This window comes from Legionella lytica (assembly GCF_044626755.1).
GTDB lineage: Bacteria > Pseudomonadota > Gammaproteobacteria > Legionellales > Legionellaceae > Legionella > Legionella lytica_A.
This window is the reverse complement of record NZ_JBGORX010000001.1, coordinates 1,645,589-1,669,658: the sequence shown is the minus strand read 5'-3', so window position 1 is coordinate 1,669,658 and position 24,070 is coordinate 1,645,589. Positions and strand designations below refer to the sequence as shown.

The following is a 24,070-nucleotide window of genomic DNA, read 5'->3' as shown; positions in this document are numbered from 1 at the left end:
ATCATTTTTTTGATGGAAAATAAGTCGCATGAAACAAACTGTAGAGCATCTTTTAAGACAGGCTTTAGCCGCTTTGCAACAATCAGGAGAAGTCCCTGCTGATTTGGACGTAGATATTAAAGTGGATCGTTCTAAAGATTCAGCTCATGGTGATTTTGCTAGTAATTTAGCCTTGATATTAGCTAAGCCTTGCCGCCAGGCTCCTCGTAAAATTGCTGAGCTTTTAGCTCAAGCGTTACCTGAAGATGCTTCTATAGAGAAGGTGGAAATTGCTGGCGCCGGCTTCATTAACTTCTTTATCCGCAATGATGCGCGCTCACAAATTATTACCGAAGTTTTAACGAAAGCGGGTGAGTTTGGGCGTAGTGCTATTGGCCAAAACCAAAAGGTTCTAGTCGAGTTTGTTTCCGCAAATCCTACGGGCCCTTTACATGTAGGCCATGGACGTAGTGCTGCTTTCGGTGCAACTTTATGCAATGTGTTAAGTGCAGCAGGTTATGATGTTAATGCGGAATATTACGTTAATGATGCAGGGCGGCAAATGAATATTTTGGCGGCTAGCGTCTGGTTGAGATACTTGGAATTAGCTGCTGAACCTGTTGTTTTCCCTGCCAATGCTTACAAAGGTGAGTATGTTATTGAAATCGCTGAAATCCTCTGGTCAAAGCACGGTAAGCAATTTGTGCGCCCATGGGCTGAAGTGCTTGACGGTATGCCTGCAGATGAACCACAAGGTGGTGATAAAGAAATTTATATTGACGCAATGATCGAACGAGCAGCATCTTTAATCGGAAAAGAAGCATTTACCTTGTTTCATCAGCACGCATTGAATACGGTTTTAGATGATATTAAAGATGATTTGACTGAATTTGGCGTTCATTATACCCATTGGTTTTCCGAACAGTCTTTATTTGAAGATGGTTCTATTGAAAAAGGAATCCAGGCGCTAAAAGATGCTGGGCATACCTTTGAACAGGAAGGAGCTTTGTGGTTTAAGGCGACTGACTTTGGTGATGAAAAAGACCGTGTACTTGTACGTGCTAATGGGCAAAAAACTTATTTTGCTTCGGATGTTGCTTATCATTGGAATAAATATGATCGTGGTTATGACCGAGTAATTAATATCTTTGGCGCTGATCACCATGGTTATGTCACTCGTTTACGTTCTGCAGTGAAAGCCTTGGGGCATGACGAAAACGCTTTGACGGTATTATTAGTTCAGTTTGCGATTCTTTATCGAGGCGGGGATCGGGTACAAATGTCTACTCGTAGCGGTTCCTTTGTTACCCTAAGAGAGCTGCGTGACGAAGTGGGCAATGATGCAGCACGTTTCTTTTATGTCGCGCGAAAATCAGAACAACATATGGATTTTGATTTGGATTTAGCGAAGTCAGAGTCTAGTGATAATCCGGTTTACTATATTCAGTACGCCCATGCACGTATTTGCTCGGTACTAAGACAATTGAATGAGCGTGGTTTATCTTGGGATAAAGCAATTGGACTGGAACATATTAATTTATTAGACCAACCTCACGAAGCCGCATTAATTGCGTTAATTGCTCGTTATACTGAAATTGTTGAACAATCGGCTATTCAATGTGAACCCCACCAAATTGCTTATTACTTACGTGAATTGGCTAATGGATTACATAGCTATTATAATGCGGTACAACTTTTATGCGAACATGAGCAATTACGTTATGCACGTTTATGTTTGTTAGAGGCTGTACGTCAGGTATTAAATAATGGCTTGAATTTATTGGGCGTATCTGCTCCTGAGAGTATGTGATGGGAAGAGAATATAACACTAAGCGGTCTGGACGTGCGCACACGAGTGCGCCGCAACAGATTTTAGTAATGGCAGTGTGTTTTTTGCTAGGTTACTTTACTGCGACTGTTTTTGATGTTGATGCAATTAGTCACTGGGTTAATTCTCAGGTGTTGGCTCATCATGAGGCACGGAAAGAAGCACCAAAGCCTCAGGCTGAACGCCAGGCAGCCATTCCTCCCAAGCCAAAGTTTGAGTTTTATACTCTATTGACGAATGAAAAAACACCGAACTCACAACCAGCAGCAAACAATGCCTCTCGTCCTGTGACTACTACGGCAGCAGCTTCCACCGCTACGGTAGCGGCCCCTAATATTACTACGGCCACAGCACAAACTGCTGTAGCTGCTACGACCGTCACTGCATCAGCAGCAAAGCCTGCTCCAGCGATAGCCAAAATGCAGGTGCCTGCACCAGTACGCGTTGGGGAAGTACGGTCTGTAGCCCCGATGGTCAGCCGAGGTGCTTTTTCCGTGCAGGTTGCCGCCTTCAAGGCGCGCCGTGATGCAGAGCAAATGAAAGGCAGCCTAACGCTTAAAGGGTTTAATGTGAGCATAATTCCAATTAATCATGCGACCAAAGGCATTTGGTATCGGGTTGTGGTTGGGCCTTATGCGAATCGCACTTTAGCACAACGAGCGCAAGGGGATTTAGCGCGCAACTCCCGTTTACATGGAATGGTTACTGCTGGTTAATGGCCTGTAAACCTGATGTAGCCCGTTTTAGCGTAGTGTAGAGACGGAGCAGTACACCACAATCAGGCCTCGATCCGTATTCCGCTGCGCTAATAAGACTACACTTAATTTATAGTTCCAGTCATTTTCAAACCGATAATTGTTCCAACTTCTCTAATAATTCTGTCGCTGTTTTGCGTTTCTCGGGCTTGGGTGTAATACATGATTTAATGAGTGGGCCAAAAAATCCACATTGAGAGTACGTTGGCTTAGTTGTTTGGCTAACCGAACCAAAGAACGATTTTTTAGGCTGGGGGGGGCGATTTTGTTGTAGTTCCTTTGCAAACTCATCAAATCGACCTTCAATGATTTCTTCTACTGTTCTTTGAGGCTTACGTCCAGTGGCGAGCTCCCATAAGATAATACCTATACTAAAAATATCACACTTGGGACCAGCACTTCCTTTGCCTTTCATTAAGGCTTTTGCTGTTTCGGGAGCCGCATAGATCATGGTTCCTCCTTCCACACCTCTTACGACACCTGAAGCAATGGTGCCTATTATTGGTAGACTAATAGCATAAACCTCTTTTGCAATACCAAAATCAGCAATTTTAGCTTTAATTTTAGGTGTGTCTTCAAAGCGGTCCACAAGTATGTTATCTGGTTTTAAATCTTGATGAACTATCATTTCTTTTTGAAATACCCCGTTGGATACAGTATGCAAATGCATCACTCCTTTGACAATTTGAATGGCGATGGATAATTTGGTTTTCCAGGATAGATTGGGAAGATTATCCAATAAACCGCGCAGAGATCCGTGCATGAATTCGGTAACGATCCACGTTGTGTAATTTACTTGGGCTTCACCGAGCAAATTGAGAATTTGAGGATGAGGATTTGCTTTTTTTAATAAGGCAAGTTCATGTTGTTGTAGTTTATCGTATTGACGCTCTTTGGGCATTTTAACGGCTACGGGTTTATTCTCAAGCTGATATTGGTGTACGGCGCCAAATGCCCCTTCGCCGAGGATTTTGTCAGGGCCCTCCATGACTCGCCCATCGGTAAGTGAAATTTTTTGTCTGGGAGGTAATTGATTGGCAAAAATAGCATGGGCAATCAGGGCTACGATGGCCAGAGAGATTCCTGCAAGGGCTAAGCCTAATAATATTTTGCCTAAAACGATAATACCGCTAACAATAAGTGAAAACACTATGATTCTCTGTAAGCAAATAAGGGGGCGATGGTATCATTATTAGGCATTAATGTGTATTTTTTTACTTTATGAGCGCGATTTAATGCGCTTAACGGCGCACAATGACTTGAATATTATCCGCATTTTTTATGGCATGAGGTTTACTAACACCGACAGTAAGCTGAGTTACCTTAAAATTTTCTTGGATGAACAGAGCTACTTCATTCGCTACTGTTTCAATAAGTTGAAATGCCTTCGATTCCACATAGTGGGTCACTGTTTCGCAAAGAGCCGCATAATCAATGGTTCTATGGATGTCTTCTTGGCATGCGCTTAAATCAGTATCAATGCTAATGTCGATAAGTAATTGTTGGTTAATGTGCTGTTCCCAGGTATACACGCCAATGCGGGTACTCGCCTTTAAGCCTTTAATATGTAAGGTATCCACTATTTTTCCTACTCATTTGGTTTGAGCCTATTTTACCTAAATTTTCTTTCTTAATTAAGTCCGATTTGTATGGCTTATGGTAAGATAGGCGCATTTTTTAATAATGCTGGGGTTGCCCTATGTATGATCTAAACCAATCTTTATTTCTTCGTGCGTTAAGACGCCAACCTGTTGAACGAACCCCCTTATGGATGATGCGCCAAGCAGGCCGTTATTTACCCGAATACCGACAGACACGAGCACAGGCTGGGGATTTTTTAAGCCTTTGCAAGAACCCCGAACTGGCTTGCGAAGTAACTCTACAACCATTGCGACGCTATGCGATGGACGCCGCGATTTTATTCTCTGATATTTTAACTATTCCGGATGCCATGGGGTTGGGGTTGTATTTTGCTGAAGGAGAGGGGCCTTGTTTTCAGCATCCACTACGTGATCTGGAGGCGATTAAAAAGTTGCACGTTCCTGAGACCACCGATTCTTTGGCTTATGTGATGAATGCGGTGCGTTTAATCCGCAAGGAAATGCCTCAAGAGCTTCCTCTGATTGGTTTTGCGGGTAGCCCTTGGACTTTAGCCTGTTATATGGTTGAAGGACAGAGCACGAGAGATTTTAAGCGTATTTTAAAGCTGATTTACACTGAAAGTGAAGCCGCCCATCTTTTATTACAGAAACTGACGTTATCTGTAGCGGATTATCTGGGCGAGCAAATCAAGGCAGGTGTGAATGCGGTGATGCTTTTTGACACTTGGGGTGGAATACTCACGCCAGAAAATTACCAATCATTTTCCTTAGCTTACATGCAGCAAATCATTCAACAGTTGAAAGCGAATCATCCTGACATCCCCGTGATTTTATTTACGAAAGGTGGTGGGCAATGGTTAGAGTACATGACGGCTACAGGTTGTGATGCTCTGGGAGTGGATTGGACCTGTGATTTGGGGCAGGCACGTCGTAGAGTGGGCGATAAAGTAGCGTTGCAAGGGAATTTAGATCCTTCGGTACTGTTAAGCTCTGAGAAATGTATTCGTGAACAGGTGCAAAAAGTATTGGCCTCTTATGGACATGGTACGGGGCATGTATTTAATTTAGGGCATGGTATTACCCCTGATGTGCCTCCAGAGCACGTCGCGGCGATGGTTGAGGCGGTGCATGAGTTTAGTCCATTTTATCATCGCTGAGTGTGGCAAGGTCATCCTGAAAGAACTTCTCAGGATGACGTTGTTTAAACGTTGCTAAAGGGCATTAAACTCTAAACTGACGACTTAATTGCAATGCCATTTCAATCGATTGCTCATAGTTTAAGCGAGGATCCACCAAACTATGATAAGCGGTCTTTAGATCATCAGCCGCTAAACCGCGAGCGCCACCAATACACTCAGTGACGTTATCTCCAGTGAGCTCAAAATGAACCCCACCCAGATAACTACCCATTTCCCGGTGAATTTCCAGAGCCTTTTGTAACTCTAAAAGGATGTTATCAAAATGACGTGTTTTAATGCCATCTGCAGTACTTTCGGTATTACCATGCATCGGATCACAAGACCAGGTCACCGGAATGTTCATTTTTTTCACCGCTTCAATCAGGGGCGGTAATAGACGATCGATCTCCTGCGCACCTAAACGTGTGTATAATAATAGACGTCCTTCTTCACGATTTGGGTTCGCAATTTCAAGCACTTCTTGCAACCATTCAGGCGTGGCACTAGGGCCAATTTTTATACCTAAAGGATTTTGTACACCGCGTAAGAACTCTAAGTGAGCGCTATCCGCTTGGGCGGTTCTCATGCCAATCCAAGGAAGATGCGTGGATAAGTTATACCACAAACCATCTTCTAATTGTCGAGTCAGGGCTTGCTCATAATGCAGATGCAGGGCTTCATGAGAGGTATAAAAATCAACCTTCGATAGGTTGCTGGATTGAATGCCATCAATAGTTTCCAGAAAATCTAAAGCATCGCTAATTGAATTAACTAATGTCTTATATTCTTCTTTTTGCTGAGAATGTTCTACAAAACCTAAATCCCAACGCTGAGGGTGATTCAAATCTGCGAAACCACTATCCAATAAAGCACGAATAAAATTCAGGGTAATACCTGAGTAACTGTATGCTTGAAGCAATAAATTAGGATTCGGTTCTCTAGCTTCTGCAGTAAATTCGGGTGAGTTAACCAAGTCACCACGATAACTGGGTAAAGTAATCCCATCAATAGTTTCAAAATCAGAAGAACGTGGTTTGGCGTATTGTCCGGCAATGCGGCCAACGCGAATAATGGGTTTGCGTAGGCCATGTAATAAGATCAAACTCATTTGCAGCATGATTTTCAGTTTATTGCTGATAATCTCTGAGCGACAATCATTAAATGATTCGGCACAATCACCACCTTGAAGAATAAAGGCTTCACCGCGTCCTGCGCGGGCAATTTCTCTTTTTAAATGTTTTACTTCACTACTGGTAACCAGTGGTGGCAGCAGGCTCAATTGATTCACAGCTTTTTTTAGCTGTGTTTCATCAGCATAGTTTGCAGCTTGCAAATAGGAGCGCTGGAGCCAGGAAGTTGGCGACCATTTTTGCATAATAAATCCAAGTGACTTTTTCGGTGTCTAAGTATGGAATAAATGGACACATACTGCAACAGGACCTATTTACATTTCTACTCTCTTGGCCCCAATGCTCCTCGACTTAAACGAAGAAACTTATTTTAAAAACAACCCTTGAAATTTATTGCTACTGTCCCCATGTGCATAGTTCAGGTTAGTCAGGAGTTATTTGGATGAGCAAACACGATAAAAAAGATTGGAATAAATTTAAAGAAGAACACGAAGCTCACGAGGAGCAACCTACTGAAGAACATAATGATGTTGACGAGCCGGTTCATCATGAGGAAGGCTTGGAGCATGTGAATTATAAAGAATTAAGCGAGCAATTAACTCTTGCTGAGCAAAAAGCCCATGAAAACTGGGAAAAGTCTGTACGTGCTATGGCTGAGTTGGATAACGTGCGCCGCCGTGCTGAACGTGAAATTGCTAATGCGCATCGATATGGTACTGAAAAACTGATCAGCGCTTTATTACCGATTATGGATAGCTTAGAACAAGCTTTACAATTGGCTGCTAAAGCAGAGGATACGGCAATGCGTGAAGGCCTCGAATTAACGATGAAATTATTTGTCGATGTATTGCAGAAATTTGATGTACAGCAACTGGATCCGATGGGGTTGCCTTTTGATCCTCAAGAACATGAAGCAATGACGATGCAAGATGCACCTGATGTTGCACCGAATACCGTTATTGCCGTATTCCAGAAAGGGTACAAGCTCAATGATCGCGTCATAAGACCAGCACGCGTTATTGTAGCAAAAAAATAATTCAGGAAATGGGTTGAAATCAGGGGGATATCCCCCATATGAATTTCATCACATAGTGAAAAATATTAATTTGGAGTAAGAAAAGAATGGCAAAGATTATTGGAATAGACTTAGGTACAACTAACTCATGTGTCGCGGTAATGGAAGGTGATAAGCCTCGGGTTATTGATAACGGTGAAGGTCATCGTACAACGCCTTCAATTGTTGCATACACTGATGACGGTGAAATCCTAGTGGGTCAATCTGCAAAACGCCAATCAGTAACAAACCCTGAAAAAACCTTATTCGCGATTAAGCGTTTAATTGGTCGTCGTTTTGAAGATGGCGTAGTACAAAAAGACATTAAGATGGTTCCATACAAAATCATCAAAGCAGACAATGGTGATGCTTGGGTTAAAGTACAAGGTCAGGATAAAGCGCCACCACAAATTTCTGCTGAAGTGTTACGTAAAATGAAAAAGACTGCAGAAGATTATTTAGGTGAAGAGGTAAAAGAGGCAGTTATTACCGTACCTGCATACTTCAACGATTCACAACGTCAAGCAACTAAAGATGCCGGACGTATTGCTGGTCTTGAAGTAAAACGTATTATTAACGAGCCTACTGCAGCTGCTCTTGCATACGGTATGGACAAAAAACGTGGCGATTCCATCATTGCTGTATACGACCTTGGTGGTGGTACGTTTGATATTTCCATCATTGAAATTGCTGAGGTTGATGGCGAACACCAATTCGAAGTATTAGCTACAAATGGCGATACCTTCCTCGGTGGTGAAGATTTTGACTTGGCATTGATTGAATATTTAGCTGCAGAATTCAAAAAAGATTCTGGCATTGATTTACATAATGATCCATTAGCATTACAACGTTTGAAAGAAGCAGCTGAAAAGGCAAAAATTGAATTGTCTTCTGCACAACAAACAGACGTTAACTTGCCTTACATCACTGCAGATGCAACTGGACCAAAACACTTAAATATTAAGTTAACTCGTGCAAAATTAGAGTCTTTAGTTGAGAAATTGGTTGAGCGTACTATTGAACCTTGTAAAACAGCATTGAAAGATGCGGGCTTATCTGTATCACAAATCAATGAAGTTATTTTGGTTGGTGGTCAGACTCGCATGCCTTTAGTTCAAAAAACTGTGGAAGAGTTCTTCGGTAAAGAACCACGTAAAGACGTGAACCCGGATGAAGCAGTAGCTGTAGGGGCTGCAATTCAAGCAGCAGTATTGTCTGGTGAAGTGAAAGATATTCTCTTGCTTGACGTAACTCCATTGTCATTAGGTATTGAAACAATGGGCGGTATTATGACCAAGCTCATCGAGAAAAACACGACAATTCCAACTAAGGCAAACCAAGTGTTCTCGACTGCGGATGACAACCAAACTGCAGTAACGGTACACGTATTACAAGGTGAGCGTGAGCAAGCATCTGCAAACAAATCTTTAGGTCGATTTGATTTAGGTGATATTCCTCCTGCACCACGTGGCGTACCCCAAATTGAAGTAACTTTTGATATTGACGCGAATGGTATACTGAACGTTTCTGCTAAAGATAAAGCAACCGGCAAGGCACAATCTATTGTCATTAAAGCCTCTAGTGGTTTAAGCGATGAAGAAGTGGATGCAATGGTTAAAGATGCGCAATCTCATGTTGAAGAAGATAAGAAGTTCAAAGAGTTAGCTGAGCTTCGTAATCAGGCAGATAGTTTGATTCACAGCTGTGAAAAATCAGTGAAAGATTTAGCTGAAGAACTTTCTGAAGATGAGAAAAAAGGCATTGAAACTGCAGTGGCTGAATTAAAAGAAGCAGTTCAAGGTACTGATAAAGCAGAAATTGAAGCGAAATTAAAAACGTTAACCGATGCTTCTGCGAAAATGGCAGAGCGCGTTTACGCGAAAAAATCAGCAGAAGGCCAAGCTCAACCAGGTGGCGCGCAGGAAGAACCCGCTCATGAGTCTGCAAAAGCAGATGACGGTGTTGTGGATGCTGAATTCGAAGAAGTTAAGGACGATAAGAAGTAATCGTTTATTCAAAGGGTTTAGTAAAACCTTGATTGGGCCGAAAGGCCCAGCAATAATCCCTATTCATGGCTATAATGCAATGAATAGGGATTATTGTTGGTGCCGTCGGCCCAAACTGCGTTTTTACGAGACGGTATTTAAACTAATTTTATCTATATATGTGAGTAGTTATGGAACAGCGGGATTATTATGAGCTTTTAGAAGTAAGTCGAACGGCGAGTGATGCAGAAATTAAAAAAGCATACCGCAAGCTGGCGATGAAGTACCATCCAGATCGCAATCCCGGTGATTCCTCCGCAGAAGAAAAATTCAAAGAAATTCAAAATGCGTACAGCATCCTTTCTGATCAACAAAAACGTGCGGCTTATGATCAATATGGTCATGCAGGCGTTGATCCATCACGCGGTGGCTTCGGCGGGGGTGGTTTTGGTGGCTTTGGCGATGTCTTTGAAGATATTTTTGAAAACATATTTTCTGGGGGCCGTGGTGCCGGACGTCAATCACGTGGCCAACGTGGCGCGGACTTACAATTTAACATCACTCTGACGCTCGAAGAGGCGGCTACAGGCAAAGACGTTGAGATCACTGTGCCAAGACAAGGCGCGTGTAACACCTGTGATGGTTCGGGAGCTAAACCCGGTACGCAGCCAAAAACTTGCGAAACTTGTAATGGCATGGGACAAGTACGCATTCAGCAAGGTTTCTTTTCAATTCAACAAACCTGTCCAAGTTGCCATGGAGAGGGTAGGGTAGTTACTGACCCATGCACCAGCTGTCATGGGCAAGGTCGTATCCGTGAAAGTAAGAAACTAACGGTTAAAATTCCTGCCGGTGTTGATAATGGCGATCGCGTTCGCTTGAGCGGTGAAGGCGAGGCTGGGATATACGGTGGTGGACCTGGCGACCTGTACGTACAAATCAATGTTAAAAAACACACAATCTTCGAGCGTCAAGATAATGACTTACATTGTGAAGTACCCATTAGCTTTATCACGGCTGCATTAGGGGGAGCTATTGAGGTTCCTACTCTTGAAGGCCGAGTTACCTTAAAGATTCCTGAAGAAACGCAAACAGGTAAAGTGTTCCGCTTAAGAAGCAAAGGCATGAAGTCGGTACGTGGGCATGGTCAAGGCGATTTATTATGTAAAGTTGTTGTTGAAACTCCGGTTAATCTTTCTCGCGAGCAGAAGGACTTATTGAACCAATTACAAGAATCTTTGGAAAATGCTAAGGCAAATCATTCACCACGTACCAGCTCATGGTTTGCGGGAGTGAAAAAGTTTTTTGAAGACATGAAATTTTGAGCTAATTAAGTTACAATGACGCATTATTTTTATGTGTAATTTCTGCACATTTTTGTGCATGCCAGCATAGGTTGATTCAGGATTTCAAACCATGCTGGCAGATTACACACAACAAAGAGTGTGCTCATGATGAATCAACCAGCAATTTTAGTGTTAGCCGAGGGATCGGTGTATGAAGGCATTTCTGTAGGCGCTAGTGGTGACTGTGTTGGTGAATTGGTTTTTAATACCTCCTTAACTGGCTATCAGGAAATGCTTAGTGATCCCTCCTATGCTCGCCAGATTATTACCCTGACTTCGGCTCATGTGGGCAACACTGGTTGCACTTATGAGGACATGGAATCGAATTCGGTTTGGGCTGCCGGTTTAGTGATGAGGAATTATTCGGCCACCTACAGTAATTATCGTGCAGAACAATCGCTTGCTGAATGGCTTAAGAAGCACGGAGTAGTTGCTATCGCAGAAATCGATACCCGCGATTTGACGTTAAGGCTGCGTGAACATGGAGCCATCGGGGCTTGTATTAGTACTGATGTCAGTAACCCCGAGCACGCTCTGGCTAAGGCAAAATCATTCGCCGGCTTACAAGGTATGGATTTGGCCTTGGAGGTTTCTCGAAAAACGACTGAGCGTTGGCATGAAGGACGGGGAGAATGGGGACCTGCTTCTCGCCCACAGCAGTATCACGTGGTCGCCTATGATTTTGGGGTAAAGCACAATATTTTACGTATTTTATATGATAAAGGATGCCATCTCACCATCGTTCCTGCCCAAACCTCTGCTGAAGAAGTATTGGCAATGGAGCCAGATGGTATATTGTTATCAAATGGTCCTGGGGACCCAGAAGCTTGTGACTACGCAATTAAAGCGACGCAAGCGTTTTTAAAGCAGGGTATTCCTGTGTTTGGTATTTGCCTTGGCTTTCAGATTTTAGCGTTAGCCTGTGGTGGTGAGACCAAAAAAATGAAATTTGGTCATCATGGAGCAAATCACCCAGTTATTGAAACTGAGGGTAGCCAACGCGTATTTATTACCAGTCAAAATCATGGATTTACCGTGGATGAAAACAGTTTGCCAGAGTGTTTGGCTGTGACGCATCGTTCTTTGTTTGATGGGACCTTACAAGGTATTCGCCATAAAGAAAAACCAGCACTCGGTTTCCAAGGACATCCTGAGGCAAGCCCTGGACCGCATGATATAGAAGTAATATTTAATGAGTTTATTAAGTTAATGGGATAACCCCCTTTAAAGAGGATTTACAATGAATGAGAGCTTTGTCTTCACTTCCGAATCGGTTTCTGAAGGACATCCAGATAAGATAGCAGATCAGATTTCTGATGCAATCTTAGATGCTATTCTTGAACAAGACCCTAAAGCTCGTGTGGCTTGTGAGGTTTATGTTAAAACAGGGATGGTTTTAGTTGGTGGAGAAATTACTACTAAAGCTTGGGTTGATGTTGAGGCTGTAACGCGAAATGTAGTTAAGGACATTGGATATAACAGTTCCCAAATGGGTTTTGACTGGGAGTCTTGCGCGGTATTGTCGGCTATTGGTAAGCAATCACCAGATATTGCCCAAGGCGTGGATAATACAACAACTAAACTTCAAGGTGCTGGTGACCAAGGTATTATGTTTGGTTATGCAAGTCGTGAAACCGATGTTTATATGCCTGCACCCATTGCTTATGCCCATCGTTTGATGGAAAAACAAGCGCAATTACGCAAATCAGGTGATTTATCTTGGTTACGTCCCGATGCAAAAAGCCAAGTAACCTTACGCTATGAGCATGGCATGCCTGTTGAAGTGGATACTGTAGTCGTTTCCACACAGCATTCTGAAGAAGTTAGCCACCAAGATTTAGTGGAAGCGGTACGTGAAGAAATTATTAAAACAACCCTGCCTGCAGAATGGTTAACTAACAAGACTCGTTATTTTATTAACCCTACTGGCCGTTTTGTTATTGGTGGTCCACTAGGAGATTGTGGTTTAACTGGCCGTAAAATCATTGTGGATACCTATGGTGGTACTGCCAGACACGGGGGCGGATGCTTCTCGGGTAAGGATCCATCAAAAGTAGATCGTTCAGCGGCTTATGCGGCGCGGCACGTTGCTAAAAATATTGTGGCTGCTGGTTTAGCTGATAAGTGTGAACTCCAGGTGTCTTACGCGATTGGGGTTGCGGAACCTACTTCTATTTTTGTGGAAACTTTTGGTACTGGTCGTTTAGCTAATCATGAAATTATTGAGTTAATTCAGGAGCATTTTGACTTAACTCCGCAAGGTATTATTGAACATCATAATTTACTGCGCCCAATTTATAGAGAAACAGCAACGTACGGGCATTACGGACGTGAGCAATTTCCTTGGGAACGTTTAGATAAGGTCGCTTTATTACAGAAAGCACTATAAGGAAATCACCATGGATTTAGTAAATAAGGGAACTATGAATCAAGATTATAAAATAGCTGATCTGTCCTTAGCGTCTTGGGGACGTAAAGAAATTGCCATTGCAGAAACGGAAATGCCAGGTTTGATGGCTTTACGTGAAGAGTTTGGCGCAACGAAGCCGTTAAAAGGCGCGCGTATTGCGGGTTGCTTGCATATGACTATTCAAACTGCAGTGTTGATTGAAACTTTAGTCGCCTTAGGTGCTGAAGTTCGTTGGTCTTCATGTAATATTTTTTCTACTCAAGATCATGCGGCTGCCGCAATTGCTGCGGAAGAAATTCCGGTTTTTGCCTGGAAAGGGGAAACTGAGGAGGAGTATTGGTGGTGTGTAGAACAAACCTTAAGAGGTCCAGATAACTGGACCCCTAATTTACTTTTAGATGATGGCGGCGATTTAACGCAAGTCATCCATGAAAAGCATCCAGAGCTTTTGGACGCAATCAAAGGGGTTTCGGAAGAAACAACTACTGGGGTTGCTCGCCTTTATGACATGGCCAAAAAGGGCGATTTAAAAATGCCTGCGATCAATGTGAACGATGCAGTTACCAAATCTAAATTTGATAACCTTTATGGCTGTCGTGAATCCTTATTGGATGGATTAAAGCGTGCAACGGATGTAATGATTGCGGGTAAAGTAGCAGTGATTTTAGGTTATGGTGATGTGGGTAAAGGGTGTGCTCAAGCGCTACGTGGACAAGGTGCTACGGTCTTTATCGCTGAAATCGATCCTATTTGTGCATTACAAGCAGCGATGGAAGGGTATCGAGTGGTTACCTTAGATGATGTAGCTGAGCAAGTTGACATCGTGGTAACGGCAACCGGTAACTATCATGTAGTGACTCATGAGCATATGAGGCGTATGCGTAACCAAGCCATCTTATGCAATATTGGCCATTTTGATTCTGAAATTGATGTGCACAGTTTAAAACAGTACCCATGGGAAAACATTAAACCTCAGGTTGATCATGTTATTTTCCCTGACGGTAAACGTATTATTCTCTTGGCTGAAGGGCGTTTAGTTAATTTAGGGTGCGCAACCGGACACCCAAGTTTTGTGATGTCAGCATCCTTTACTAACCAGGTTCTTGCGCAAATGGAATTATTCCAACATGCCGCGAATTACGAACGACAGGTTTATGTTTTACCTAAAGTTTTAGATGAAAAAGTAGCGCATTTGCATTTGGAGCGTATCGGTGCAAAATTAACGCAATTAACTCAAGAGCAAGCGCGGTATTTGGGTGTTGACGTTAAAGGACCATACAAGCCTGAACATTATCGTTATTAATCTCCTCTCCTAAATTCCAAATCATGCTGGGCTGCTATAAAGCCCAGCAAATACTATGTTATGTACTCCCATGCTAGGCTTAGCGCTCGGCCTGCTCCATTTCAATTAGAATTGAATCCCAGGTTGTAAAATACAACATAGAGACTAAACTTAAACCAGGATAACAAAATATGAGCTTACGCCTATGTCTCTAAAAAAGGATCATATTTTAAATGATAAAGTTAATCCCTCGAAATATACTTCGGTACGGGAGGGGTTGGATTATCTGCAAAAACTTAAAGATCTCGATGATTTAAGCCGGGCCAAAGAACATTGCCAAGAATATATTGATGAATTTGTCGTTCTTAATTTTTCATATAACAACCAATCGGTTAATAAGTTAGTCCAAGAAACCTATGAACAAATTAGTGCCGCCCGTAACGAATCTGAACTTGATGAAATTCAGGTAAGCCTGGAGTCTGTTTTAAATAAGATCGTGAGTAATCATGTAATTGATCAAGCTAAAAAAGTATGCGAAACCTTCTTGCATGACATTGAGAAATGCGCAAAAAATGATGTGAGCATGGGCCAATTTCTCATTGAGAAACGGCAAGTTATTGCACAAACTCACAATGAAGTTGAAATAACCACCATTACTAAAGATTTGTACCAAGTATTAGAACGCATGCAAGTCACGACGTTGTCTAATAATCAACGTTTTAAGGCTGAATTCCACAGCATAAAGTCCTCACAAGAGGGGTTAGGGCATGAGCTTGATGGCGCTTCGTTTGAACCCTAACCCTACAAATTAAAGCCCCTATTCTTGTTTTGATATTTATCTTATACTGGATTGCGCTTTATCCATTTTATAAGGAGATTGGGGTATGCACACTAAAGCAGGGATTATCGGTTTAGGGCTTTTGTCCATGGCTCAAGGAGCGTTTGCTCTTCCTAATCAAGACAGCATTCACATCATTATTAAATACAAACAACAAATAAAAAATACAATTTCATTAAAATCGCAAATTACCCAATTTTCACAATTACCCGTTCAAGAATTAAAGCCCATGGCGAATGGGGCCTACTCACTGATCATGGATGTTCCGGCTAATTTCGCGCAAGAAAAAACAGATCCTACGACTATGATTCTCGAGCGTCTGCGTAAAAATCCTGAGGTATTATATGCGGTAAAAGACCGAATCGGTCATTTTACCCCAGTACCCGATCCCAAAATGTATAACCTGGTTGATTTACTCACCCATGAAAGCCAATGGGATGAGTTTGAGCGTCCTGCCGGGGTGATGTTGGAGTCGAAGCCTGGTTCGCGTGATGGCGCATGGGCTTATACGACCGGGTTAGCAAAAAAGCCAATTGTGGTCGCGGTATTGGATACCGGAATTTCCTTACATGAGAGTTTAATCAATAATCTGGTCAAAGACAGTGAGGGCAAGGTTTGGGGATGGAATTTTGCGGCAAATAATAATAATTTGAATGATGAAACTAAGTCATTTCATGGAACTCATGTTGCGGGAACGATTGCCGGATATGGTAATGTGATGAATGGAATGGGCGAAGATTTAAAAATCTTACCCCTAAAAATTCCAGCAGCTTCCGGCATGTTTTATGAAAGTGCGGTAGTGAATGCAATTTATTGGGCTGTTGGTGGTGAGGTGCCTGGCATTCCCAATAATATGCACCCGGCAAAAGTACTTAATATGAGTTTTGGGGTTGATAGAGGACCTAAGGATGAAATCGATTTTTGTGATCAAGCCCTACAAGAAGCGGTCTTTTTTGCGCGTAATCAAGGGGCGGTACTGATTGCTGCCGCAGGAAATGATAATCGTTGGGAACATTATAATGCGCCTGCAGTGTGCAACGGGGTAGTTAAAGTGGCTTCTACGGGTCCTGAAGGACTACGTTCTTATTTCTCAAACTATGGCCCAGGCATTACTTTGGCGGCACCTGGCGGGGATAAGCGTTATGGGCTATGGGGTGGCATCTTATCTACAGTAAAACCCGGTGGTGGCTATAATGGCTCAGGATTTGATTATTATCAGGGTACCAGTATGGCTACACCGCATGTGGCAGGGGTTGCTGGTTTAATCTTCTCCGCAAGCGATAAAGTTTTAAGTCCAGAGCAAATAGAACAAATTCTATTTACTACCACTCATGGTTTTGGTGTCAGTGCCGATCCGAATAAATCTTGTGTAGGTAAAAAACCTTGTGGACATGGAATTTTAGACGCTGAAAATGCAGTAAAAACTGCAATAGCAGCTTATGATGTACTCTTTTCTTCCCCCAAGATAAAGCAGTTAGCCACCCAAGGCTGTGCTACAAAAGGTTTATCAGCAAATGCCAAACGTATTCAAACTGGGGATGCAGTTTGGGTACAGGTTCAGGCTGGATGTGAACCAATATTAACTTATCAAAAACCACAACTTGTACAGCATAAAGACGGGAATATAATCGCATCATATGGTTCTGTTAGTTACCGACTAGAACAAAGCAATTACAAATCCTGTCAAATCATTGGTTATGATGGCATAGGCTGTTATTTGTAAAAAAACTGGTTTACGAATCCTTCTTTACCCCTCTTTCTGCTTCTAGGAGAGGGGATTTTCCTTGTAATTAATGGGGAATGTCTTAAAATTCACTCTATGTTAAATACACTTTATATATAGAGAGTTTCATGTCTGATTTTTATCAGGAGTTCAATACCCGACGCACTTTTGCGATCATTTCTCACCCTGATGCCGGTAAAACCACCGTGACTGAAAAGTTATTACTCTTCGGAGGCGCCATTCAGATGGCGGGGACGGTTAAAGGCCGTAAAGCAGATCGACACGCCACATCCGACTGGATGGAAATGGAAAAAGAGCGGGGGATTTCGATTACTACCTCCGTGATGCAGTTTGTGCATAACCAGCACGTGATGAACTTGTTGGATACTCCAGGACACGAAGATTTCTCCGAAGATACTTATCGTACCTTAACCGCGGTGGATTCAGCGCTGATGGTTATCGACGTAGCAAAAGGGGTGGAGGATAGAACGGTTAAATTAATGGAAGTTTGTCGTTTACGCGATACGCCTATTATGACGTTCATTAACAAATTAGACCGCGAGGGCCGTGAGCCGATTGATTTGTTGGATGAAGTGGAATCGGTTCTAGGTATTAAATGCGCCCCAGTAACTTGGCCCGTGGGTATGGGGAAGCGTTTTAAAGGTATTTATCACCGTTATCAAGATATTGTTTATCTTTATGAACCGGGTAAAAATGCACAAAAGCAAGAGGCCTTACAAATCAAAGGCTTGAATAACCCACAATTGGATGAGCTACTTGGTGATAGTGCCCAAGAGTTGCGTGACGAAATTGAGTTGGTTAAGGGCGCATCGCATGAGTTTGATGTAGACGAGTATTTGGCCGGTAAAATGACGCCAGTTTATTTTGGTTCGGCAATCAACAATTTTGGTATTAAAGAGCTTTTGGACGACTATGTGAGTTATGCTCCAGGCCCTCAACCACGAGCGACTCAAGAACGAATGGTTGCTGCAGATGAAGAACCTTTTTCTGGCTTTGTATTTAAAATCCAAGCCAATATGGATCCGAAACATCGTGACCGTATTGCCTTTTTAAGAGTGTGCTCAGGAATCTACAAGAAGGGGATGAAGTTATCTCATTTACGTATTGGTAAGGAAGTGCAGATATCTAATGCGTTAACCTTTATGGCGGGTGACCGCTCTCATACCGAAATGGCCTTAGCGGGAGACATTATTGGTTTACACAACCACGGTACAATTCGTATTGGTGACACCTTTACTCAAGGCGAACAATTAAAGTTCACCGGTATTCCAAACTTTGCTCCTGAGCTATTTCGTTTAGTGCGTTTACGCGATCCTTTGAAAAGTAAGGCTTTATTAAAAGGATTAATTGAATTATCCGAAGAGGGGGCAACCCAGGTATTTAGACCCTTAAACAGTAACCAATTGATTTTAGGAGCAGTAGGGGTGTTGCAGTTTGATGTAGTTGCGCATCGTTTAAAGCATGAATATAAAGTGGATTGCGTCTATGAAGCGGCTAATATCACTTGTGCACGCTGGGTCTATGCTGAAGATGATAAAGCGATGACTGAGTTTCGCACGAAGGCTTATGATTATTTGGCTTTAGATGGCGGTGATGCGCTGATGTATCTTGCTCCAACGCGGGTTAATTTAACTATGGCTGAAGAGCGTTATCCGAAGATTAAATTCCAGGCGACGCGGGAGCATTAAGTTTATCAATGTAATACGGGGCTCTGTGTCACACACCCCCGGTATTACGACTTTGTCGTCTACGGAGCTATTTGACCCTACCCCCTTCCTATTTTTCCCTTTCAGTACGTCTCAACAACGACTACAATTATTAGGCGTATCTTAATAATTAATGGCTATGGGGGAAAAATGCCACTTTTTAGCGAAATTCAAAACGAGAATGAATTAATAGAGGGTATTAATTATTATTTCTACTCCAGACCTATGTCGGTTGTTAATTTCAAACGTTTGCAGATTCCGCTTCCTCAGCCTTTAAGAGAATTGATTTCAGACGATAAACGTTATGTGTTTCGTATTCGCTCTTCCCATGGATTGCTGCATGTGCTTGCTGCGGCTGAGCTGATTAGCCAGATTGATGAAATTTACATTCAATATGTTCAGGGGTATACAACGGCATTAGATGAAATTGCGCAAACGTTTCGTATTGGCCAGGACTATTTGCTGGACTTAATTCGTATCGCGGTTTTATTACATGATTCCGGACGAGAAGGGGATGGCATTGATTTATGGGATGATAAAAGTGCCGATAATTGCCGTAATTTTATCCTGCAAATGAACATTCGTGCTGATTTAGCGACGCTTATTGCAGATACCATTCGCCATAAAGATGAGTCTAAAGAATTTCAACGCAAATACCTGCATATTCACCCCAAAATCGACTTTTTAAGGCACTTGGTGAATATGGCCGATACGCTCGAAGTGATTCGTACACGCGATGTTTTTAAGCCCGAATACATGCCCATTGCTCGATTGGTTAATGAAAAAGTAATGGTGCAACAAGTTATTCCTCGACTGGTGGTGCCACATCGGCAATTGATCATTGAACAAGGGCGTTTAGCTAAGCGGGGAGACATTGAGTTTGAAGGGAGCCAATATCAATTTGATGATTCCGCATACTCTGTGCAGGCAGGTACTGATTCCTCATTAATGTTTGCGGCGTACTTGGAAAAAGTGCAGCGCTTTAATTTATCGGTACTGGAAATTAATCAACGAAATTTACCTAACGTATTGCAAAGAGCGATTCGCGGGATGGAAACCTATCTTGATGACCATAAAAATCCTGGGGTACAGTTTTTCCATAATGGCAGCTTCAGTCCCCGTTATCATAGCACGGTAGAGCTAAGTCGAGCTCGTTTTTATCGCTCTATTTTAAAAAGCACAGAGCAACCTAATACCGAAAAGATTAAGGCTTTATGCGCTTTGTTTGTCAGTAAAGAGGGAAGTACGCTTAAAGAGGCGGTATCGCGTAGTTTTAATCAGGGAAATGAGGAAACAATACGTGCTGAATTGTATGATTTGATTCAGCCGGACAGAGATGAGCTGGATGTTATCAATGGGGTAAATCAGGATATTGAACGATATATCTGTCGAGCTAATGGGATTCGGTAGGTATAATCATTGAGCTTGGGCATTTGCTAGCCAGGTAGGTCGGGCCATAGACCTAACCTACAGATAATTGCCCAGCTTCAAGTTTACGCTGTTGTACAACTTGCTTTAACCGTCAGTTGCTCTAAATTAGTAATTTCAACACGAGCACCAGAATCAGCACTTAATCTCAACGTTTCACCATTAAATACAGGAACCTGTATTGACTCGCCTGCAGCTAAAGGTATGTCATTAATTTTACCTTTTTTAGCGATGGCTACGACCTTTAGTGTTGCACTGGGGTTTTCTGTAGTAATTACGCAATTAGCGTTGATAGTCCAAAACATGTAATTTGCGAGTATTAGTGGTTGATTCGGTAAAAACTCATAATCAACAGTGATGGCACGTGCTTGCATTTCTGGGGTTTCTAAAGAATAAGCGTGAGTATTTAACGAGGCAGCCATACATAATAAACCGAAGCCTATTTTTCTTAGCATAAATAACTCCAAAGTAAAAAATAACTGGCAAAGATACAGTTTTTTTGTCTATTTGGCAAACTTGGAGGCTATTTATGAAAGATCAAGCGGATAATTAAATCAATTTGTAACCCGTATTGCGAGCTGCATTGAATACGGGTTAGCTTTTATTATAATTCTTCTAGTGCTTTTGAAATCGATTCGGTCATTATTTTGGCATCACCGAAAAGCATATAGGTATTATCATGGTAGAACAATTCATTTTCTACGCCAGCATAACCAGGCGACATACTACGTTTTACGAATAGTACGGTTTTTGCTTTTTCTACTTCTAAAACAGGCATTCCATAGATAGGTGAGCTGGGATCTGTTTTCGCCGCGGGGTTGGTTATATCATTAGCCCCAATAACAAAGGCTACATCACAGGTGGCAAAATCACGGTTGATTTCGCTTTGCTCGAACACCCGATCATAGGGAATATTCGCCTCAGCAAGCAATACGTTCATATGGCCAGGCATACGACCGGCTACGGGGTGAATCGCAAAACGTACGCGGATTGAACGCTTTTCTAAGGCATCAACCAACTCTTTTACTGCGTGTTGTGCGTGAGCTACTGCCATACCATAACCCGGTATAATAATCACATCTTTGGCATTGCTGAGCAGGAATGCTGCATCTTCACCATTTGCTTGACGAACGTTGCGCGACTCTGTTCCTGCAATCGCTTGAGATGATGCTCCAGAAGATTGGATACCACCGAAAATCACATTGAATATAGAGCGGTTCATGCCCACACACATAATGTAACTCAGGATAGCCCCGCTGGCGCCTACTAATGCTCCAGTAATTACTAATAGGTTATTATTTAATGTAAAACCAATACCTGCTGCAGCCCATCCTGAATAGGAGTTCAGCATGGAAATGACTACCGGCATGTCTGCCCCACCAATGGGGATAATTAGCAGTACCCCAATTAAAAAGGATAAACCGGCCATGATGCAAAAGAAGGTCAGTGTTTGGTTCATAAAAAATACAACTAAGGCTGCTAAAATCCCGAGAGCAATAAGCAGGTTCACCGCATTTTGACCGGGAAATTTTACTGGAACACCTGACATGATGCCTTGTAATTTTAAAAACGCGATGACGGAGCCTGAGAAGGTAATCGCTCCAATAATCAAGCCTAAACTCATTTCGACCAGGCTTGCTCTGGCAATATCACCAGCAGAACCAATGTGAAACGACTCTGGAGCGAGGAAAGCACAGAAGGCGACCAGAACGGCAGCCATCCCCACTAAGGAATGGAAAGCAGCTACCAACTGCGGGATCGCAGTCATATTAATTTTTAAGGCAATAAAGGTACCAATAATACCGCCGGCTATGATTAAACCTATGAGTATTAGATGATGATGGGTGGTGGGCATCATCAGTGTAGAACCTACAGCCAAAATCATCCCGGTGATTCCCAGTAGATTTCCTTTGCGTGCACTGACGGGGCTGGCTAAGCCCTTAAGTGCTAGGATAAAGCATATGGCCGCCAATAAATAAAATAGGGGAACCAGGTTTGTCATAAGAATCCATCCTTTATTTTTATTTTTATAAAAGGTCACTCCCAATACCTACGTACAGAGAGACGTAGGTATTGGGGGACGTACTACCTATTTTTTATACATGCTTAACATGCGTTGGGTAACCACGAAGCCACCAAAAATATTAATTGAGGTAATGAATATAGCAAAACCACCAATCCACGTTATTTGGCCTATAAATTGACTTCCTGCAGCGATAAGGGCGCCTAAAATGATAATACTGGAAATCGCATTAGTAACGGACATTAATGGTGTATGTAAGGCAGGAGTTACTTTCCATACGACGTAATATCCTACAAAGCATGCCAGAACGAAAATGGTGAGTACGGTAACGTAGTTCTCATGCATTGTGTGTCTCCTTAGTTGCCTGGAACGGTAAATATTGGCCTTCATGACAAAGCAGCGCTTGCTGAATGATCTCATCTTCTGGTTTAAATTGTACTTCAGCGGATTTATCTGTTAATAAATTCATGAGATGAACCAGGTTATTCGCATAGAGCTCACTGGCTGTTGCAGGTACAAGTCCTGCCATATTACTAATACCCACAATAGTAATGTTTCCGTGTTTAATGGTTTCATCCATTACGCTAAGCTCACAATTTCCGCCTCGAGCTGTAGCTAAATCAACAATTATGGAACCGGGTTTCATTCCCTCTACCGTCTCTTTGTGCACGAGAATCGGGGCTTTTCTGCCAGGGATTAAGGCTGTAGAAATTACAATGTCAGCCATTTTTGCGTATTGATCAATAAGTTCTGCTTGCTGCTTTTTATATTCATCGCTGGTTTCCGACGCATAACCACCTTTGGTTTCGCTGTCTTGTTCTTGACTGACCTCTACGAATTCTGCACCAAGACTTTCAACCTGTTCCTTAGCGGCGCGTCGTACGTCAAAGGCATACACTACGGCACCTAGACGTTTGGCTGTAGCAATCGCTTGTAATCCGGCAACCCCTGCCCCGAGAATGAGTACTTTAGCGGGTTGAATCATTCCAGCTGCGGTCATCATCATTGGAATGGCACGCTGAAATTGGTTGGTAGCTTCTAAAACTGCCCGATATCCTGCCAGATTCGCCTGGGACGATAGACTATCCATGCTTTGAGCTCGGCTAATCCGTGGAATTAAATTCATTGATAATAAGCTAACTTTGTTTTGTAAACACCAGGTGAGGAGTTCTGCCTGGGGTTCATTATCAATATGACCAATGATTAGGGCTCCTGCGGGTAAGCCTGCTAAATCTTTGGGCTTGGGTTCATTAATACACAGAAGAACGTTGGTTTTTCCCAAGATTGATTTTCGGTCTTTGCCGATTTGTACACCGACCTGTTCGTAGTCTTTATCTGCAAAACCAGAAGATTGGCCTGCATTTGCTTCAATGACTACTTCAAATCCTGATTTGATATAGTGCTTTGCTGAGTTAGGCGTAATCGCTACTCGTGTTTCGTGTCCTTTTTCCAATAGGGCTGCGATAATCATGGCAAATCCTTTACCTAAATTAAGTTTTTATCTTATTGTAATTTAATCAGTTTAGCCAGTGTCCCAAATAAAGAAAGGGCGTATCACTACGCCCTTTATTCGAATTGGTATAGACAGTAAGATTGAGTACAGTCCTTATTCACTAAGGTGGACTCCTCCGGAGTATTTTAGGCTTCTTACACGTTCTAAGCATGCGCACCATACTCTCAATCTGGCTCCCAATATCGTGCTGTTGGCTGAACAATGTGTACCGTCTATGCTTCAATCATAGGTCAGTCTCTGCGGGAATGCCAATAAATTTACGCTTTTTAT

The 24,070-nt window shown here is 42.5% G+C and carries 20 protein-coding genes; 13 read left to right on the top strand and 7 right to left on the bottom strand.

The window, feature by feature from the left end; translation table 11 throughout:
- Positions 1-28 precede the first annotated feature (28 nt).
- Both argS and ACD661_RS07010 read left to right on the top strand, forming a co-directional pair.
- Positions 29-1,789, top strand: a complete 1,761-nt coding sequence (argS, locus tag ACD661_RS07015) for an arginine--tRNA ligase (protein WP_400187114.1) — start codon at positions 29-31, stop codon at positions 1,787-1,789.
- Positions 1,789-2,523 carry an SPOR domain-containing protein gene (locus ACD661_RS07010; RefSeq protein ID WP_400187113.1) on the top strand — a complete coding sequence of 245 codons (735 nt, stop codon included), beginning with the start codon at positions 1,789-1,791 and terminating at the stop codon, positions 2,521-2,523. Before argS ends, ACD661_RS07010 begins: the two co-directional genes overlap by 1 nt.
- A gap of 127 nt (positions 2,524-2,650) precedes the next feature.
- On the opposite strand, the gene ACD661_RS07005 is transcribed toward ACD661_RS07010, so the two are convergent.
- Positions 2,651-3,712 carry a protein kinase domain-containing protein gene (locus tag ACD661_RS07005; protein ID WP_400187112.1) on the bottom strand — a complete coding sequence of 354 codons (1,062 nt, stop codon included), beginning with the start codon at positions 3,710-3,712 and terminating at the stop codon, positions 2,651-2,653.
- A gap of 91 nt (positions 3,713-3,803) precedes the next feature.
- Positions 3,804-4,142, bottom strand: a complete 339-nt coding sequence (gene folB, locus ACD661_RS07000) for a dihydroneopterin aldolase (RefSeq protein WP_400187111.1) — start codon at positions 4,140-4,142, stop codon at positions 3,804-3,806.
- 119 nt (positions 4,143-4,261) lie between these two features.
- On the opposite strand from folB, the gene hemE reads away from it, so the two are divergent.
- A complete protein-coding gene (hemE, locus tag ACD661_RS06995) occupies positions 4,262-5,320 on the top strand; it encodes a uroporphyrinogen decarboxylase (RefSeq protein ID WP_400187110.1) in 1,059 nt (352 codons plus the stop codon).
- 64 nt (positions 5,321-5,384) lie between these two features.
- Here hemE and ACD661_RS06990 read toward each other — a convergent pair whose 3' ends face one another.
- Positions 5,385-6,716, bottom strand: a complete 1,332-nt coding sequence (locus ACD661_RS06990) for a 3-deoxy-7-phosphoheptulonate synthase class II (protein WP_400187109.1) — start codon at positions 6,714-6,716, stop codon at positions 5,385-5,387.
- A 197-nt stretch (positions 6,717-6,913) separates the two neighbouring features.
- On the opposite strand from ACD661_RS06990, the gene grpE reads away from it, so the two are divergent.
- From grpE to ACD661_RS06940, 10 genes are all read left to right on the top strand, one after another.
- Positions 6,914-7,507 (top strand): nucleotide exchange factor GrpE, encoded by a 594-nt coding sequence (gene grpE, locus ACD661_RS06985; RefSeq protein ID WP_400187108.1) that lies wholly within the window; start codon positions 6,914-6,916, stop codon positions 7,505-7,507.
- 86 nt (positions 7,508-7,593) lie between these two features.
- Positions 7,594-9,531, top strand: a complete 1,938-nt coding sequence (gene dnaK, locus ACD661_RS06980) for a molecular chaperone DnaK (RefSeq protein WP_400187107.1) — start codon at positions 7,594-7,596, stop codon at positions 9,529-9,531.
- 170 nt (positions 9,532-9,701) lie between these two features.
- Positions 9,702-10,835 carry a molecular chaperone DnaJ gene (dnaJ, locus tag ACD661_RS06975; RefSeq protein ID WP_400187106.1) on the top strand — a complete coding sequence of 378 codons (1,134 nt, stop codon included), beginning with the start codon at positions 9,702-9,704 and terminating at the stop codon, positions 10,833-10,835.
- A 126-nt stretch (positions 10,836-10,961) separates the two neighbouring features.
- Positions 10,962-12,074 carry a glutamine-hydrolyzing carbamoyl-phosphate synthase small subunit gene (carA, locus tag ACD661_RS06970; protein WP_400187105.1) on the top strand — a complete coding sequence of 371 codons (1,113 nt, stop codon included), beginning with the start codon at positions 10,962-10,964 and terminating at the stop codon, positions 12,072-12,074.
- A 22-nt stretch (positions 12,075-12,096) separates the two neighbouring features.
- Positions 12,097-13,245 carry a methionine adenosyltransferase gene (gene metK, locus ACD661_RS06965; RefSeq protein ID WP_400187104.1) on the top strand — a complete coding sequence of 383 codons (1,149 nt, stop codon included), beginning with the start codon at positions 12,097-12,099 and terminating at the stop codon, positions 13,243-13,245.
- Positions 13,246-13,255: 10 nt separating this feature from the next.
- On the top strand, positions 13,256-14,569 hold the full coding sequence (gene ahcY, locus ACD661_RS06960) for an adenosylhomocysteinase (RefSeq protein WP_400187103.1): 1,314 nt from the start codon (positions 13,256-13,258) through the stop codon (positions 14,567-14,569).
- A 184-nt stretch (positions 14,570-14,753) separates the two neighbouring features.
- Positions 14,754-15,347: a hypothetical protein gene (locus tag ACD661_RS06955; protein WP_400187102.1), complete on the top strand. Its 594-nt coding sequence runs from the start codon at positions 14,754-14,756 to the stop codon at positions 15,345-15,347.
- Positions 15,348-15,432: 85 nt separating this feature from the next.
- Positions 15,433-17,109, top strand: coding sequence for a S8 family serine peptidase (locus ACD661_RS06950; protein WP_400187101.1), 1,677 nt, complete (start codon positions 15,433-15,435; stop codon positions 17,107-17,109).
- 128 nt (positions 17,110-17,237) lie between these two features.
- The gene (locus ACD661_RS06945; RefSeq protein ID WP_400187100.1) at positions 17,238-18,818 is read left to right on the top strand and encodes a peptide chain release factor 3; all 1,581 of its coding nucleotides are present in this window, start codon (positions 17,238-17,240) and stop codon (positions 18,816-18,818) included.
- A gap of 168 nt (positions 18,819-18,986) precedes the next feature.
- Positions 18,987-20,246: a hypothetical protein gene (locus ACD661_RS06940; protein ID WP_400187099.1), complete on the top strand. Its 1,260-nt coding sequence runs from the start codon at positions 18,987-18,989 to the stop codon at positions 20,244-20,246.
- An 83-nt stretch (positions 20,247-20,329) separates the two neighbouring features.
- Here ACD661_RS06940 and ACD661_RS06935 read toward each other — a convergent pair whose 3' ends face one another.
- The 4 genes from ACD661_RS06935 to ACD661_RS06920 all read right to left on the bottom strand — a co-directional run bounded on the left by ACD661_RS06935 (position 20,330) and on the right by ACD661_RS06920 (position 23,758).
- A complete protein-coding gene (locus ACD661_RS06935) occupies positions 20,330-20,719 on the bottom strand; it encodes a hypothetical protein (protein WP_400187098.1) in 390 nt (129 codons plus the stop codon).
- 149 nt (positions 20,720-20,868) lie between these two features.
- The gene (locus ACD661_RS06930; protein WP_400187097.1) at positions 20,869-22,266 is read right to left on the bottom strand and encodes an NAD(P)(+) transhydrogenase (Re/Si-specific) subunit beta; all 1,398 of its coding nucleotides are present in this window, start codon (positions 22,264-22,266) and stop codon (positions 20,869-20,871) included.
- 87 nt (positions 22,267-22,353) lie between these two features.
- On the bottom strand, positions 22,354-22,632 hold the full coding sequence (locus tag ACD661_RS06925) for a proton-translocating transhydrogenase family protein (protein ID WP_400187096.1): 279 nt from the start codon (positions 22,630-22,632) through the stop codon (positions 22,354-22,356).
- On the bottom strand, positions 22,625-23,758 hold the full coding sequence (locus ACD661_RS06920) for a Re/Si-specific NAD(P)(+) transhydrogenase subunit alpha (RefSeq protein WP_400187095.1): 1,134 nt from the start codon (positions 23,756-23,758) through the stop codon (positions 22,625-22,627). The genes ACD661_RS06925 and ACD661_RS06920 overlap by 8 nt, the downstream gene beginning before the upstream one ends.
- Between the last annotated feature and the right edge of the window lie 312 nt (positions 23,759-24,070).

Coding starts and splice junctions, on each gene's coding strand:
- ACD661_RS06940 (WP_400187099.1), top strand. CDS start 18,987: ATGCCACTTTTTAGCGAAATTCAAAACGAGAATGAATTAATAGAGGGT.
- ACD661_RS06925 (WP_400187096.1), bottom strand. CDS start 22,632: ATGCATGAGAACTACGTTACCGTACTCACCATTTTCGTTCTGGCATGC.
- ACD661_RS06930 (WP_400187097.1), bottom strand. CDS start 22,266: ATGACAAACCTGGTTCCCCTATTTTATTTATTGGCGGCCATATGCTTT.
- argS (WP_400187114.1), top strand. CDS start 29: ATGAAACAAACTGTAGAGCATCTTTTAAGACAGGCTTTAGCCGCTTTG.
- grpE (WP_400187108.1), top strand. CDS start 6,914: ATGAGCAAACACGATAAAAAAGATTGGAATAAATTTAAAGAAGAACAC.
- metK (WP_400187104.1), top strand. CDS start 12,097: ATGAATGAGAGCTTTGTCTTCACTTCCGAATCGGTTTCTGAAGGACAT.
- ACD661_RS06945 (WP_400187100.1), top strand. CDS start 17,238: ATGTCTGATTTTTATCAGGAGTTCAATACCCGACGCACTTTTGCGATC.
- ACD661_RS07010 (WP_400187113.1), top strand. CDS start 1,789: ATGGGAAGAGAATATAACACTAAGCGGTCTGGACGTGCGCACACGAGT.
- ACD661_RS06955 (WP_400187102.1), top strand. CDS start 14,754: ATGTCTCTAAAAAAGGATCATATTTTAAATGATAAAGTTAATCCCTCG.
- ACD661_RS06920 (WP_400187095.1), bottom strand. CDS start 23,758: ATGATTATCGCAGCCCTATTGGAAAAAGGACACGAAACACGAGTAGCG.
- ACD661_RS06990 (WP_400187109.1), bottom strand. CDS start 6,716: ATGCAAAAATGGTCGCCAACTTCCTGGCTCCAGCGCTCCTATTTGCAA.
- dnaJ (WP_400187106.1), top strand. CDS start 9,702: ATGGAACAGCGGGATTATTATGAGCTTTTAGAAGTAAGTCGAACGGCG.
- ACD661_RS06935 (WP_400187098.1), bottom strand. CDS start 20,719: ATGCTAAGAAAAATAGGCTTCGGTTTATTATGTATGGCTGCCTCGTTA.
- carA (WP_400187105.1), top strand. CDS start 10,962: ATGATGAATCAACCAGCAATTTTAGTGTTAGCCGAGGGATCGGTGTAT.
- dnaK (WP_400187107.1), top strand. CDS start 7,594: ATGGCAAAGATTATTGGAATAGACTTAGGTACAACTAACTCATGTGTC.
- ACD661_RS06950 (WP_400187101.1), top strand. CDS start 15,433: ATGCACACTAAAGCAGGGATTATCGGTTTAGGGCTTTTGTCCATGGCT.
- ahcY (WP_400187103.1), top strand. CDS start 13,256: ATGGATTTAGTAAATAAGGGAACTATGAATCAAGATTATAAAATAGCT.
- hemE (WP_400187110.1), top strand. CDS start 4,262: ATGTATGATCTAAACCAATCTTTATTTCTTCGTGCGTTAAGACGCCAA.